We start from the raw sequence: 13,886 nt of genomic DNA, 5'->3' as shown, positions 1-13,886 counted from the left end.
AATCCGCTCGGAGCTATTCCGAGATCGCGGCTTTCATTTGGTATACCAAAAGTGCCTGCTGGCCAGTTTGAAGGATCGCCTGCCGTCTGTCAAGCGAAAGTCGCGTGTGCCGGTTCCGCGAGCAGGACCCCCATCTGCGGGCGGCCCGGAACGACGACTTCGTAGCCCTCCATCGACTCAATGTCGATGATCGTCAAGCCGTCCCATGGCCCCCGACTCGTCGAGCCGCCCATCATGATTGCCTTACTGCGCCCGTCGAGAGGATTGCGCCACTCGATGACGTTTTCGTGGCCCTTTTCCAGTGGCAAAACCGTCTCGTCGCCGCTCGCCAGACGCCGGATCGTCAGGCTCGGCCCCTTGCTCGCGCCGCCGACCGCGCCGACACCGACGACGAGAAGCTGACCGTCCTGAGTCAGCCCCACGCCGTGCTGATGGGTGTCCCCCGTCATCGCCCGCGTCTCGAACGTCTGGGCGGCCGGATCGAAGATCACCAGCCCCTTGCCCTGATAGGGCATGTAGAGCAGGCCATCGCCGGAAACGGCCGCATAGTGCGGCTTCTGGTGCGACATCAGGCCGCCGTCGGTGCCGAACGGAGCGACCTCCGCCCGCACGACGACGTGGTCGGCCAGGCGAATCGTGTGCACAGTGAAGGAGTCGTGGTCGATCGTGTAGACCTCATGACCACTCGGCGAGATCTGCACATCGAACGGACGCAGGCCGACTTCGAGAGAACGCATGAATGTTCCGCTTGCGACGTCGAACTGCTCGACCGTCGACGTTTCCCCGTCACGACTCACCGCCACGTAGACGGCCGACCCGTCGGGGGTCACGACGACGCCGGTGCCGCCCGGGCGCTCCTCGCCGTATTCGAATCGTTCCGCCTGGTCAAGATACGGGACGAGAGCGAGTCGCCGGCGTGACGTGAGATCGACAACGGCGAGGCCCTCCGCTGTTGACACATACGCGCGCGAACTCGGCTCGTGAACCGCGACCGCCCAGGGGGCAATTCCCACTTCGACCCGGGCGACGACTCCGGCGCCGCCTTCGGTCGGATCGACGAAAGCCAGTCCGTCTGACCAGCCCTCCGTCACAGCCAGCAGCGCGCCTTCGCGCCCCACGGTACTCGTCGCGTTCTGAGCCACGGTGCTCTCCACTTCCTCATCGACTGTCGTCGGATGCCGCGCATCCTCAACGGCGACGGTAGCAGATTTGGTATACAAAAATGAAAGCGAGAGTCGCGACGACCCCTCAACAGCAGCTGGCCTCGGGGTTCAGCCGATCAGAAAACAGCCCTTAAACAAAAACAAGGCGCCACCCCCGAGGGAGTGGCGCCTTGAAAAGGAAACGCGAAGTTACTTGAGGGTAACGGTTGCGCCCGCTTCTTCGAGAGCAGCCTTTGCCTTCTCGGCAGCTTCCTTGCTTGCGCCTTCGAGAACGGCCTTGGGTGCACCGTCGACGACTGCCTTGGCTTCGCCGAGGCCCAGGCTGGTGAGCTCGCGCACAACCTTGATGACCTGGATCTTCTTGTCGCCAACCGACTCGAGGATGACGTCGAAGTCAGACTTCTCTTCAACCTCTTCTGCGGCGGCGGCGGGGCCACCAGCGGCTGCAACAGCAACCGGAGCAGCGGCGGTGACCTCGAAGGTCTCCTCGAATGCCTTGACGAACTCGCTGAGCTCGATGAGGGTCAGGCCCTTGAACTGCTCGAGCAGCTCTTCAGTTGAAAGCTTTGCCATGATTTTCTCCTTAGTTTTCTTAAATTACTCACCGCGATACCAGGCTGATGCCTAGTTCGCGGACTCCTGCTTCTCACGCAGCGCGTCGACCGTGCGAACGGCCTTCGACAGCGGTGCGTTGAAGAGATATGCGGCTCCGAACAGCGAGGCCTTGAAGACGCCGGCAAGCTTGCCGAGCAGAACTTCGCGGGACTCGAGGTCGGCGAGCTTGCCTACCTCTGCTGCGGTGAGCGGGTTACCGTCGAAGTAACCGCCCTTAACCACCAGGAGAGGGTTTGCCTTGGCAAAGGCACGCATGGCCTTCGCAACGGCGACAGGGTCACCGTGCACGAATGCGATTGCCGACGGACCGACAAGCTCGTCGTCAAACGACGTGATGCCGGCGTTGTTCGCCGCAATCTTGGTCAGCGTGTTCTTTACCACGGCGTACGTGGCGTCCTCACTGATGGACGTGCGCAGCTCCTTGAGCTTCGCAACAGTGAGACCGCGGTACTCGGTGAGCAGAACGGCGGTCGAGCTCTGGAATTTCTCCGTAAGCTCGGCGACCGATGCTTCCTTGTTCGCCATGGTGCTCCTCTTAATATTCATGTGCCGGTAGCCCCTGGTGCAGACATGAAAAAAGCTCCGGCGCAAGGGCCGGAGCTGGGAGGCAGTTTCTCACGAAACCGAATCTAAACTTCGAATCCTGCGCGGGCTGTTCATGTGAATGAACCTTCGATTGCGAAACACACTTACATGTGCACAGCAATAACCGGCGGTCTTTGGCTTTGCCCCACACTACGTGATGCGCCTCGCCGTCGCAAATCGAGACGGATGCCCCCGCTCACACCAGCTCAACCTCGACGTTCGGCACCTCGACATCCGGAGCGTGGTGACCCTACCCGGTACCGAATTCAGGAGTGGAGGCGTGTCGGCCGAGGTGAGCCCGCGGAATTGCGGGACACCCGCACCGCGACACGCACTCCGCTCCTGATTTTGTCCCGGCCACACGGCAGCGATAGCCGCACAAAGATCACGATTTGCGCACGGCCTGGCGGCATTCGACCCGAGAGGTATAACATCGTACCGATCACATCCCCAGAGTTGCGGAGCAGACAATGAACAACCCCTCACCGGTCGACAAGAGTGCGTCAGGCATCGGCGAACGCCAGTTCCACATCGGAATTGCTCCCGGGGAGGTGTCCACCGTTGCTCTTCTGCCCGGCGACCCGTTCCGGGTGCCGCTCATCGCGGAGTTCCTCACCGACGTGCAGACCATCGCCCACAATCGCGAGCACCTGACCATGACCGGCATGTACAAGGGCCGGAAGATCACGGCGACGTCGACCGGCATGGGATGCCCGTCGACCGCGATCGCCGTCGAGGAGCTCATCCGCGTCGGGGTCACCTCCTTCATCCGGGTCGGCTCCTCCGCCGGCCTGCAGCCCGGGGTCAAGCCGGGCGACCTCCTGATCAGCGAGGGCGCCCTACGCAACGACGGAACCACGGCGGCCTACGCCCACCACGGATTCCCCGCGGTGCCCGACCTCGCGATCACGCTCGAACTCGCCTCCGTCGCCCGCGAACTGGTCGCCGGCCGCGACTCCACGGTGCACACCGGCATCAACGCCAGCGACGACGCGTTCTACGCCGAAACCCCCGAGTGGATCGCCGAACTGAACCGGCTCGGCGTGCTCAACGTCGAGATGGAGAGCGCGGCCCTCTACGTCGTCTCCCGGTTGCGCGGCGTGCGTGCCGGCATGATTTGCTCGACCTCAAGCAACCTCTACGACGGAACCAGCCTCTACTCCGGAGTCGACACCGCACTCAAAGACGGCTGGATGCTCAGCATCGAAGCGGCGCTCGAGGTTGCTGTTCGTCTGGAGCTCTAACATGCTCGTCAACCTGCACAGCCACCTCGAGGGGCGGGTGCGGCCGGCGACCGCCGCAGAGTTGGCGGCGTCCGCCGGGCTGCCGACCCCGGCCGGCGGCTGGGTAAACGCCATCCGCCTCGACGGTCCGGCGGACCTGACCGTCTACCTCGCCAAGGTGGCCTCCACCTACCCCTTCTTTCGCTCACTGGACGCCGCCCGCCGCATTGCGCGGGAGGCCGTCGAGGATGGCGCGGCATCCGGTCTCGACTATCTCGAGCTGAGATTCGGCCCGGCCACCCATGCCGACGACGAGCGGGGCCTCACCGACGTCATCGCCGCGGTGACCGAGGGGATGCGGGAGGGAAGCCTCGCAACCGGCATGCCGAGCGGCGCAGTCGTCGCCGCCCTGCGCCACCACTCCCCCGAGACCAACGAGGCGGTAGCGCGGGCGGCAGCTCGATTCGCGGGCACCGGCGTGGTCGGTTTCGATCTGGCCGGTGACGAGTTGCTCTTCCCATCGCTCGAGCCCCACCGGCCGGCCTTCGACATCGCCCGGGCCGCCGGGCTCGGCCTGACCTGCCATGCGGCCGAGGCGGGGCCCGCCCGCGCGGCGCGCGACGCCGTCGAACTGCTCGGCGCCACCCGGATCGGGCATGGGGCGCACATCGTCGATGACCCGGATGTTCTGCGCTGGTGCGCCGAGACGGGTGTGGTCGTCGAGATCTGCCCGACCTCCAATTGGTTCACCGGGGCGATAGCCTCAGTTGCCGATCACCCTGCTGCCCGCTTTCGGGATGCAGGAGTGCGCCTGGTGCTGGGCGACGACAACCCGATGCAAACCGGGACTGACCTGCGCGACGAGCGGGACATCCTCGTCACGGCCCTCAGCTTCACCGCCGACGATCTTGCGGCGATCGACGAGAACAGCGTCGACGCCGCATTCACCGACTTTTCCACGCACCACCCTCGCAGCGCCACCTGAAACGGAGACAACAATGCAACGAAGCAGAACAGTCACCTCCTTGCTCTCGATGGGAGCGCTCGCCGCTCTCGTGCTGAGCGGATGTGCGTCAGCCCCCGCCACACCCACCTCGACGGATGCCGCCACGAGCGACTTTCTGCCCTGCGCGGTTTCTGATCTGACCGGGTTCAACGACAACGACTTCAACGAACTCACGCTCGACGGAGTGAAGGCCGCCGCAAAGAAAATCGGAGTGACGCCGAAGTCGTCGGAGTCGACGTCGGAAGACCAGTACGCCGGAAACATCGACGCCCTTGTCAGCCAGGGCTGCAACCTCGTCGTGACCGTCGGTTTCGCCCTCGCCGCCGCGACCCGCGAAGCAGCGAAGGCGAACACCGACGTCAACTTCGCACTCATCGACAGCACCGTCGCCAACGACGACTTCAGCCCGCTCGTGCTCGACAACGTGAAGCCGGTGCTCTTCGACACCGCTCAGGCCGCAGCCCTGGCCGGTTACCTCGCCGCCGGCGCCACGAAGACCGGCACGGTCGGAACCTACGGCGGCATGCCGTTCCCCTCCGTCACCGTGTTCATGGACGGCTTCGCCGACGGCATCGACCGCTATAACGCGGTGCACGGCACAACGGTGAAACTCCTCGGTTGGGACAAGGCAGCGCAGAACGGCCAGTTCGTCGGCAGCTTCGACGACCAGGTGAAGGCCAAGACCCTCACCGCCGGCCTGCTCGACCAGGGCGTCGACATCATCATGCCCGTCGCCGGAACGCTCTTCACCGCATCCATTCAAGAGATGATCGACCGCGGCACCGCCGGCGCGGTCATCGGCGTCAACTCCGACGCATTCGTGAGCACCCCCACCCCCGAGTTTCAGAAGTACTACCTGACTTCGGTTCTCAAGAACCTGACCAAGGCGGCGGAAGAAGTGACGACGGCAGCGGCCGGCGGCAACTTCGACAACGCGCCCTACATCGGCACTCTGGAGAATGATGGAGTCGGCATTGCCCCGACCCACGACTGGGAGTCTCAGCTCGACCCGAAGCTGCTCGATGAAGTGAAGCAGCTTCAGGCAGACATTATTTCCGGCGCCTTCGTGGTGACGTCGCCGTCATCACCGAAGTAACCGACAGAACCCGGCCGCAGGGGAGCACACCATGAACGATCAGGCTCCTCTGCGGACCGACATCGCCACCTTCGCCCGCCTGACCGGCTGGGAGTATTTTCCGATCGCGTTCATCGGCCGGTTGCCGTTCGCGATGATGATCGTCGGCATCTTGACCTTCGTCACCACGGTGCGCGGATCGGTCGCGGAGGCGGGTCTTGCCGCGGCCTGCGCCGGAATCGGAACGGCGGTCTGCGGGCCGCTGGTCGGCTCGCTCGCCGACCGGGTGAGCCAGCGCGCCGTGCTGCTCGTCTGCAGCACGGTGAGCATCCTCGCCACCACGCTGTTCCTCGTTCTCGTCGGCTTCGGAGCCCCGCTCCTCGCGATTCTCGCCCTCGCCTTCGTGACCGGGGGCGCGACCCCCCAGGTCGCACCGTTCTCTCGCTCACGCCTCGTCGTCTTCGCCGGGACGGCGCGATCCACGGTGAAGCGCGGGCGCGCCGTCTCGATGGTGATGAGCTACGAATCGGTGATGGACGAGGCGTCGTTCGTTCTCGGCCCGGTGCTGGTCGGCGTTCTGACCACCTTCATCGCGCCGTGGGCGCCGCTCGTCATCGGTGCCATCCTCACCGCCACCATCGTTGTCGCCTTCGCGCTGCATCACTCCGGTCGAACGAGTGACCCGGGCCCCGTGAGCGAGAAGACCGCCGCAGGGTCGGTGTTCTCCCCGCGCATCCTCACCCTGGCGGCGGGCATGTTGCTCGTCGGCGGCGTCTTCGGCTCCATCCTGACCGCGTTGACCGCATTCATGACCGCCCGGGGCCTCGGCGAGCAGACCGGCATCGCCTACGGCGCGATGAGTGCCGGAGCGATCGTGGTCGCCGTCTCTGTCGCCGCCCTGCCCCCGCGGTTCTCACTCCCGGCGCGATGGCTCACCTTCGCCGCGCTCGGCCTGATCGGGGCGTTCGCACTGCTGCTGGCCGACACTCTGCTCGCCACGCTCGTTGCCCTGTTTCTCAGCGGATGCGGGATCGGCGCGGTGCTCGTCGTGCTGTTCAGTCTCGGAACAGAGGCGGCGCCGGCCGGACGTTCGACCACCGTGCTCACGACGCTGCAGAGCACCCTCGTCGTCGGACAGGCCCTGGCTACCGCGGTCGGTGGGTTCGTCGCGCAGACGTTCGGCGCCACGGCCGGCTACGGGATCACCGCCGGCCTCGCCGTCGGGCTGGTGGCACTGGCGGCGCTGTATCACTGGCGATTCGCCCGAATCGCCCTGCCGCAGGAGGCTTAGGCCCGCTTCCACTGCGGCACCGCGAGGTGCCCGAAGGCGGGCGGCAGCGCGTACTTCGCCACGTAGGCGGGTGCACCGTCGAGCTCTGCCGATTGGGTCAGCACGAGCAGCGGGTCAGGAGCCTTGATTCCGAGCAGGCTCGCTCGGGTCGGCCCCGCAATTGTCGCCGCGATCCGGCAGGCCCCGGCAGAAAAGACCGGACCAACCCGATCGGTGAGCGCCTGGAGGATCGTCGCCGGGTCGGCCGCGGCATCCTGCAGCTGCGCCGCAACTGCGCTGTTGAACGTGGCCAGCCGCGCATTATCGGGAAGGTATTCCTGCACGAGCGCGACCGGCTGGCCGTCTCGGCTCACGACGCACTCGCGGAACCAGAACTCGGCGCCGGCATCCAGATGCAGATGCTCAACGACGAAATCCGTGACTTTCTGCAGGCTGAACTCGATCACCCGCACGTCGATCAGGGTGCCCGCCTCGGCGAGTAGTTGCTCAAGCGGCTGAAACTCATCGGGACCCTCGTGCGGAATCGAATCAGCGACGAACCTGCCGACGCCGCGCTTGGTGATGATCAGGCCGTCTTCCTCGAGAAGCATCAGCGCTTCCCGGACCACCGTGCGGCTCACGCCGAGCGCGAGGCCGAGCTCGGTCTCGCGGGGTAGCAGCGCACCGGCGACGAGGAGGCCAGAGCGGATGCCCTGGGAGATGCGTTCGTAGACGGCAACCCGCAGCGGCTGGCCGGGCGACGTGAGCAGCGGCTGCTCCAGGTAGCGCGTGGCGTCTGTCGTGGTCACGAAACCCGCCGAACTACAGAACGGTGTCGAGCGGATGTCATGTGCCGAGCTTAGTTCTTCGGTCCGCGTTACCGCCGAAGCGCTCCGTACCCGGCGATAAGTAGTTGACATCGGTCCACTAGATTTATATAGTTGACTGTTGTCAATTAGTAGCAGGAGTCCGATGTCACGCACGCAGAGCACCACCGATTCATCCCCCACCTCTCCACCCGCCGGCCGCCCCATCGACGCAAACATGTCGAAGCGCCAGGTTCTCGAGTCCCTGTCCGGACTCCTTCTCGGCATGTTCGTCTCGATCCTGGCCGGCACCGTGGTCAGCACCTCGATGCCGCTCATCATCTCCGACCTCAAGGGCGACCAGTCCGCCTACACCTGGGTGATCACCGCGACGCTGCTCGCGACCACCGTCAGCACCCCGCTCTGGGGCAAGTTCGCCGACCTATTCAACCGCAAGCTGCTCATCCAGCTCGCCCTGGTGATCTTCGTGCTCGGCTCGGCCCTCGCCGGATTCTCGCAGGACACCGGCACCCTGATCATGTTCCGTGTGCTGCAAGGCCTCGGCGCCGGTGGCCTGGCCGCGCTCAGCCAGATCATCATGGCCGACATCATCAGCCCGCGTGACCGCGGAAAGTACGCCGGCCTGTTCGGTGGCGTGATGGCCCTCGGAACCGTCGGCGGCCCGCTGCTCGGCGGCGTCGTGACCGACGCCTTCGGCTGGCGCTGGAACTTCTTCATCGCCCTGCCCGTCGCCATCCTGGCCATCATCATGCTGCAGCTCACCCTGCACCTGCCGAAGCACCCGAAGCGCAAGGTGCACATCGACTACCTGGGCGCCGTGCTGATCGCCGGTGGCGTTTCGCTCCTGCTCATCTGGGTGACCATGGCCGGACACGAGTTCGACTGGGCCTCCGGAACCTCGTTTGCCATGGTCGGCGGCGCCGCTGTGCTGCTGATCGCCGCCGTCATCGTCGAGTTCAAGGTGCCCGAGCCGATCATCCCGCTCACGATGTTCAAGAACCGCACGTTCACCCTCGCGGTGATCGCGAGCATCTCGGTGGGTGTCGCCATGTTCGGCACCTCGGTGTTCCTCAGCCAGTACATGCAGCTTGCCCGCGGCGCGACCCCGACCCAGTCGGGCCTGCTCACCATCCCGATGATGGGTGGTCTGCTCATCTCGTCGACCTTCTTCGGAAGCCTGGTCAGCCGTCGCGGCAAGTGGAAGGCCATCATGGTCTCCGGCAGCGTGCTCGTCGTCGCCGGCTCTGTGCTTCTCGGAACCCTCAAGTACGACACCGACCTCGTACTCGTCGGCATCTACATGTTCATTCTCGGCGCCGGCGTCGGTATGGTCATGCAGAACCTCGTGCTCGTCGTGCAGAACTCGATCGAGGTCAAGAACCTCGGTGTCGCAACCAGCGCGGTGACCTTCTTCCGCAGCCTCGGTGGAACGATCGGCGTCTCGGTGCTCGGTTCGGTGCTCGGCACCATCGTCGCCCAGCAGATCAAGGACGGCATCCCGCACCTGAGCCCTGCTGACCAGATGACCGCGGTCAAGACCCTGGGCACCGGAACGATCCCCCACGTGTCGTTGCTTCCCGACGCCATCCGCTCACTCGTGGAGAGTGCGTATGGGTCTGGTGTCGGAACGGTGTTCCTGGTCAGCGCTCCCCTGGCGCTGGTCACACTGATCGCGGTGATCTTCATGCCCAACGCGTCGCTCGGCACCAAGACTGCCATCCAGCTCAAGGATGCGGTCGCCCGCAAGACCGGTTCCATCAAGACGGCAGAGGGCGCGGCCGCCGAGCGGAAGCGTGAGCTCGAGAATGCCGAAGACGCTCTGATCGAGGTGAGCGCGGCATCCGTTGCCTTGCCGCCCGTCGGTGAATCCCACCCGACCGGGTCGATCGAGGTCATCGAGCTGGCTTCAGAGAGCACACCCGGTTCGAGTCGATAACCTGTGACCATGACTGACAACACCAAGGCGGATGCCGCGGCCGAGGAGATTCCCTCGGCTGCGGCGGACGCAGCAGCGGCTGCTGGGCTGAGCGCTTCACCCAGTGCCGGGCTGAGTGCATCGACTGCTGCTCCGAGTGCCGGGCGGATGGACAACGCCGCGGCCATTGCCGAGGTCGAAGAGCAGATGAGCGTGCTCTTCGGATTCATTCAGGCGAATGTGCGGGCGGCGGCCCTCGCGGTCGATCCCGCACTGCAGCCGTTCGGGCTCAAGGTGCTGCGCATCCTCGTGAAAATGGGGCCGCTGCACTCCAGCGTTCTCGCCGACCGGATGTTCGTGGACCGCAGCATCATCAGCCGCCAGGTCAAACAGCTGCAGGAACTGGGCTTGGCCGAAACGCGCCCCGACCCGGAAGACGGTCGCGCCCGCTATGTGGCCGCCACCGACGAAGCGATCACCCGGCTGACCGCCACGCGCGAGAGCGACAAACTGGTGATCTTCACTCACATGAACTCCTGGCCGGAGGAAGACCTGCTGACCTTCGCCGGCTACCTCAAGCGGCTGACGACGCCGTAGCGCGCGCCGCGAGTTGTCAGAGATGGCCCCTTCAATCGAATTGAAGGGGCCATCTCTGACAACTCATGAGCATCAGTGAACGGATGTCGCGGCTCGGGCAACGAGAGCGAGTGCGATGTCTCAGACATCGTGGACAGTCCCGGCGCGGTGTATCCCGGTGGGCGCGGGGTAGAGAGAGCGCCCAGCGGGATACACCGCGCCGAAACAGCACGGGCTGGCTGGCTGGCTAGGCTGTCGCTGCAGGATCTAGCGACAACGGCAACGTGACCGTGAAGCGCGTGAACCCGGGACGGCTGTCGACGGTGATCTCGCCGCGATGAGCCGTGACCACCGCGCGGGCGATCGCCAGGCCGAGGCCGGTGCTGCCGGTTCCCCGGAACCGTGAGCTGTCGCCGCGAGCGAAACGCTCGAACAGCTTGGGCTGCAGGCTTTCCGGGATGCCGGGGCCGTCATCCGTCACCGTGATGACGGCGTTCTCCCCCTCGGTGGCGAGCGCCGCGGTGACCATCGTTCCGGCCGGGGTGTGCACGCGAGCGTTGGTGAGCAGATTTGCGATGACCTGGTGCAGCCGGTGGGCGTCGCCAACACCCTCGACCGGCTCGTCGGGCAGGTCAAGCTCCCAGTGGTGGTCTGCGCCTGCCGCGTGGGCGTCGCTGACCGCGTCGACGAGCAGCATGGTCAGGTCGACCGTCCCGCGATCGAGCTCACGCCCCTCATCGAGGCGGGCGAGCAGCAGCAGGTCCTCGACGAGTGCGGTCATCCGCACCGATTCCGACTCGATGCGAGAGAGCGCATGCACGGTGTCGGGCGGCAGAGCCTGCCCGCTTCGGCGGGTGAGTTCGGAGTAGCCCCGGATCGACGCGAGGGGCGTGCGCAACTCGTGGCTGGCATCCGCGACGAACTGGCGCACCTTGGCCTCACTGGCCTGGCGGGTCTCCAGGGCGAGATCGACATGGTCGAGCATTCGGTTGACGGCCGAGCCGACGCGTCCGACTTCGGTGCGCGGGTCGGTGTCGCTCTCGGGGACCCGTTCGACCAGCGCGACTTCTCCATGGTCGAGTGGAAGCTCTGAGACACGCATCGCCGTCTCGGTGACTCGCCGCAATGGGCGGAGCGCCAGCTGCACGATCCACGCAGCGAGCGCGGCAACGCCGAGCACACCGGCCAGAGAGACGAGCGCAATCGTCAGCCCCAGGGTGGCAGCAGTGCTGTTGACGCTCGCGAGCGGCAGACCGATCATGTAGGCGATTCCGGTGCGGGTCGTGGCCGTGACAACGCGGTAACTGCCGACCTCACCGCCCAGGTCGATGGTGACTGGCGCCGTTTGAGTGGCCCCGTCAACCAGCTGCTGCACCTGTGGGGTCGTCAGCTGATGGATGTCGCCGACGTCGTCGGTGTACCCCGCGGTGATGGTGGCCCCGTCGAAGACGAGTGCCAGGGTTCCGGGCGGCTGGGCGCGCCCGTTCAGGATGTCCGTGACCGACGGCGTGGTGAAGGCAAGGATTCCGGGGCGGTCGGGGCCACCCTCGAGTACCGAACGCGAGCGCTCGACGGCCGAATTCAGCTGTTGGTCGAGCTGGGCCTCGAGGGAGGCACGTAGAATCGTGACGCTGACGAGTCCGATGATGATGCTGACGAGCGCCAACAGTCCCACGACGGAGAGCACGAGCCGGCGGCGCAGAGTCCACGGAGCGCGCGTCTGTGAGGCGTGAGTGTCTGGGGTGCTTGCGGGCGGCGCATCCCCCGCGTCGGAGGCGGCATCCGGCTCACCGGTCGGCTCGGCGTTCGGCTCACCGTTCGGTTCACCGTCCGGTTCACCGTCCGGGAGGAGATTCTGCGACTCGCCGAGGTCAGCTGCCTCTTCATCGCGGCGTGTCGCCGGATCTCCTCCTTGACGTGAAGGATCAGGTTGACGTGAAGGATCAGTACGTGAGGGATCCGGCGTCGACGAAGGCGTTGGGTCGGTCGAAGCAGTCGGCTCTGTGGACACAGGAGCGTCAGTCGGGTCAGTCGCCTCAGAATCGGGCTGGGTCATTGCGCGGTTTTCAGCATGTACCCGGCACCGCGCACGGTGTGGATCATCGGCGTGCGCCCGGCATCGATCTTCTTGCGAAGGTAGGAGATGTAGATCTCCACGACTGAGGAACGTCCGCCGAAGTCGTAGCTCCAGACCCGATCGAGAATCTGTGCCTTGCTCAGCACCCGTCGCGGATTGCGCATCAGAAAGCGCAACAGTTCGAACTCGGTCGCGGTCAGCTCGATCTGGTCTCCCCCGCGAAACACCTCGTAGCTGTCTTCGTCGAGCGTGAGGTCGCCGATCCTGATCAGGGGGTCGTTCGCCTCGGCGACCGACAGGGTCGACCGACGGATGAGCCCACGCAAGCGCGCGACGACTTCCTCCAGGCTGAAGGGCTTGGTGACGTAGTCGTCGCCGCCCGCGGTCAGGCCGGCGATGCGGTCGTCGAGGGAATCCTTGGCGGTGAGAAAGAGCACCGGGGTTTCCGATCCGCTCGCCCGCACCCGCTGCAGAACCTGGAGGCCGTCGATGTCGGGAAGCATGATGTCGAGCACGATGGCGTCGGGGCGAAACTCGCGCGCGATAGTGAGGGCCTTCTGCCCATCGCCGGCGGTGCGCACATCCCAACCCTCGTAGCGGAGTGCCATCGCGAGCAGATCAGCGAGGGTCGGTTCGTCGTCGACGACGAGCACCCGGATAGCGCTGCCGTCGGCTTTACTCAGCCGCGGACCCTGGGCCGGTCGATCAGACGCTCGTGTGCTCATCGTGCAAGTATCACTGGCGAAGCTATGAGAAGTCTATGAGTTGATTGGGTGCTTCCTGAGGCGAGTTGGAGGCCACGGAACCCCGTGCAATGACGGCACGAGCACGCGATTTCGACACGACAATCGCCGCCCTCTATATAAGGGAGTGAACAGCGTGCGCCGACTGACGAGAATCACCACGATGGATGACCGGTGCCGGGACCGCGAAGCGCCGACCCAAATCGCCTGCCGCTCCGCCCGTTGACAGTCGCAGAGGGCGGGTCGAGGCTGGGAAAAACTGAGCCCCGAGGAGGACGCCATGCCAGTCATTGAAGAAAGTGTATTTATCGCCTGCCCGCCGGAAGAGGTTTTCGATTTTGTCGTCAAGCCGGAAAATCTGCCGGTCTGGGATTCGTCGATCATCTCTGCTTCCCAGGTCGGAGACGAACCGATCGGCGTCGGCACGCGGGCGAATGGCACCAGCAAGATCATGGGCCGGCACTTTGACTGGTCTGTCACCGTCGCCGACTTCGACCCGCCCCGGCGCTACAGCAGTCATACGGTCGGCGGGAGCATGGAGTTCACGGTGACCAACGTGCTCGAGCCGACCGATGGCGGCACAAACTTGACCTACCGGATCGACGCCGCATCGGGATTGGGCGGCGTGTTCGGCCGCCTCGCCGACCCGTTTGTCGCCCGCGCGCAAGCACGCACCGTGCGTGCGAATCTGGAGACCCTGGCCGAGTTGCTGGCCGATCAAGCGGAGAGTTGACCAGGCGGAGAACGGCCACCGGTTCGTCGCACCGTCACTGCCGATCTGGCGCCAACCCGCGCCAGCCGTCACGCAACC

General features: G+C 65.4%; 13 protein-coding genes. 7 read left to right on the top strand and 6 right to left on the bottom strand.

Annotated features, from left to right (window positions below; all coding sequences use genetic code 11):
• Positions 1-89: 89 nt before the first annotated feature.
• The 3 genes from AC1DCF_RS07395 to rplJ form a co-directional block, all read right to left on the bottom strand.
• Complete coding sequence (locus AC1DCF_RS07395) at positions 90-1,220, bottom strand: hypothetical protein (RefSeq protein ID WP_477210446.1); 1,131 nt, start codon at positions 1,218-1,220, stop codon at positions 90-92.
• A 132-nt stretch (positions 1,221-1,352) separates the two neighbouring features.
• Positions 1,353-1,736: a 50S ribosomal protein L7/L12 gene (gene rplL / locus AC1DCF_RS07390; RefSeq protein ID WP_345067050.1), complete on the bottom strand. Its 384-nt coding sequence runs from the start codon at positions 1,734-1,736 to the stop codon at positions 1,353-1,355.
• 51 nt (positions 1,737-1,787) lie between these two features.
• Positions 1,788-2,303: a 50S ribosomal protein L10 gene (rplJ, locus tag AC1DCF_RS07385; protein ID WP_345067047.1), complete on the bottom strand. Its 516-nt coding sequence runs from the start codon at positions 2,301-2,303 to the stop codon at positions 1,788-1,790.
• Between the two features lie 530 nt (positions 2,304-2,833).
• On the opposite strand from rplJ, the gene AC1DCF_RS07380 reads away from it, so the two are divergent.
• Genes AC1DCF_RS07380 through AC1DCF_RS07365 form a run of 4 tightly spaced genes read left to right on the top strand, consistent with a single transcriptional unit; the run spans position 2,834 to position 6,958 of the window.
• Entirely contained in the window at positions 2,834-3,607 is a 774-nt protein-coding gene (locus AC1DCF_RS07380) for a nucleoside phosphorylase (protein WP_477210445.1), read from the top strand.
• Between the two features lies 1 nt (position 3,608).
• Positions 3,609-4,571, top strand: coding sequence for an adenosine deaminase (add, locus tag AC1DCF_RS07375; RefSeq protein WP_477210444.1), 963 nt, complete (start codon positions 3,609-3,611; stop codon positions 4,569-4,571).
• A gap of 13 nt (positions 4,572-4,584) precedes the next feature.
• Positions 4,585-5,688: a BMP family lipoprotein gene (locus tag AC1DCF_RS07370; protein WP_477210443.1), complete on the top strand. Its 1,104-nt coding sequence runs from the start codon at positions 4,585-4,587 to the stop codon at positions 5,686-5,688.
• 31 nt (positions 5,689-5,719) lie between these two features.
• Positions 5,720-6,958, top strand: coding sequence for an MFS transporter (locus AC1DCF_RS07365; protein ID WP_477210442.1), 1,239 nt, complete (start codon positions 5,720-5,722; stop codon positions 6,956-6,958).
• Here AC1DCF_RS07365 and AC1DCF_RS07360 read toward each other — a convergent pair.
• A complete protein-coding gene (locus AC1DCF_RS07360; protein ID WP_477210441.1) occupies positions 6,955-7,746 on the bottom strand; it encodes a GntR family transcriptional regulator in 792 nt (263 codons plus the stop codon). The genes AC1DCF_RS07365 and AC1DCF_RS07360 overlap by 4 nt on opposite strands.
• Before the next feature lie 235 nt (positions 7,747-7,981).
• On the opposite strand from AC1DCF_RS07360, the gene AC1DCF_RS07355 reads away from it, so the two are divergent.
• Together AC1DCF_RS07355 and AC1DCF_RS07350 are read left to right on the top strand one after the other, a co-directional pair.
• The gene (locus AC1DCF_RS07355; RefSeq protein ID WP_477210555.1) at positions 7,982-9,700 is read left to right on the top strand and encodes an MDR family MFS transporter; all 1,719 of its coding nucleotides are present in this window, start codon (positions 7,982-7,984) and stop codon (positions 9,698-9,700) included.
• Between the two features lie 9 nt (positions 9,701-9,709).
• Positions 9,710-10,276, top strand: a complete 567-nt coding sequence (locus AC1DCF_RS07350; RefSeq protein WP_477210440.1) for a MarR family winged helix-turn-helix transcriptional regulator — start codon at positions 9,710-9,712, stop codon at positions 10,274-10,276.
• A gap of 226 nt (positions 10,277-10,502) precedes the next feature.
• On the opposite strand, the gene AC1DCF_RS07345 is transcribed toward AC1DCF_RS07350, so the two are convergent.
• Together AC1DCF_RS07345 and AC1DCF_RS07340 are read right to left on the bottom strand one after the other, a co-directional pair.
• Positions 10,503-12,311, bottom strand: coding sequence for a sensor histidine kinase (locus tag AC1DCF_RS07345; protein ID WP_477210439.1), 1,809 nt, complete (start codon positions 12,309-12,311; stop codon positions 10,503-10,505).
• A complete protein-coding gene (locus AC1DCF_RS07340; RefSeq protein ID WP_441792574.1) occupies positions 12,308-13,057 on the bottom strand; it encodes a response regulator transcription factor in 750 nt (249 codons plus the stop codon). Before AC1DCF_RS07340 ends, AC1DCF_RS07345 begins: the two co-directional genes overlap by 4 nt.
• 298 nt (positions 13,058-13,355) lie before the next feature.
• Here AC1DCF_RS07340 and AC1DCF_RS07335 point away from each other — a divergent pair, with 298 nt between their 5' ends.
• Entirely contained in the window at positions 13,356-13,808 is a 453-nt protein-coding gene (locus AC1DCF_RS07335; RefSeq protein WP_441792573.1) for an SRPBCC family protein, read from the top strand.
• The last annotated feature ends 78 nt before the right edge of the window (positions 13,809-13,886 follow it).

The sequence above is a fragment of the Leifsonia sp. 10L418 genome, from assembly GCF_056395445.1.
Note: the sequence above shows the minus strand (reverse complement) of the source record. Positions and strands in the feature narration are given on the sequence as shown.

What these genes read in the sequence shown, in the direction of transcription:
- AC1DCF_RS07345 (WP_477210439.1), bottom strand. Translation starts at nt 12,311, where the DNA reads ATGACCCAGCCCGATTCTGAGGCGACTGACCCGACTGACGCTCCTGTG.
- AC1DCF_RS07365 (WP_477210442.1), top strand. Translation starts at nt 5,720, where the DNA reads ATGAACGATCAGGCTCCTCTGCGGACCGACATCGCCACCTTCGCCCGC.
- rplL (WP_345067050.1), bottom strand. Translation starts at nt 1,736, where the DNA reads ATGGCAAAGCTTTCAACTGAAGAGCTGCTCGAGCAGTTCAAGGGCCTG.
- AC1DCF_RS07335 (WP_441792573.1), top strand. Translation starts at nt 13,356, where the DNA reads ATGCCAGTCATTGAAGAAAGTGTATTTATCGCCTGCCCGCCGGAAGAG.
- AC1DCF_RS07355 (WP_477210555.1), top strand. Translation starts at nt 7,982, where the DNA reads ATGTCGAAGCGCCAGGTTCTCGAGTCCCTGTCCGGACTCCTTCTCGGC.
- AC1DCF_RS07340 (WP_441792574.1), bottom strand. Translation starts at nt 13,057, where the DNA reads ATGAGCACACGAGCGTCTGATCGACCGGCCCAGGGTCCGCGGCTGAGT.
- AC1DCF_RS07380 (WP_477210445.1), top strand. Translation starts at nt 2,834, where the DNA reads ATGAACAACCCCTCACCGGTCGACAAGAGTGCGTCAGGCATCGGCGAA.
- add (WP_477210444.1), top strand. Translation starts at nt 3,609, where the DNA reads ATGCTCGTCAACCTGCACAGCCACCTCGAGGGGCGGGTGCGGCCGGCG.
- AC1DCF_RS07370 (WP_477210443.1), top strand. Translation starts at nt 4,585, where the DNA reads ATGCAACGAAGCAGAACAGTCACCTCCTTGCTCTCGATGGGAGCGCTC.
- rplJ (WP_345067047.1), bottom strand. Translation starts at nt 2,303, where the DNA reads ATGGCGAACAAGGAAGCATCGGTCGCCGAGCTTACGGAGAAATTCCAG.
- AC1DCF_RS07350 (WP_477210440.1), top strand. Translation starts at nt 9,710, where the DNA reads ATGACTGACAACACCAAGGCGGATGCCGCGGCCGAGGAGATTCCCTCG.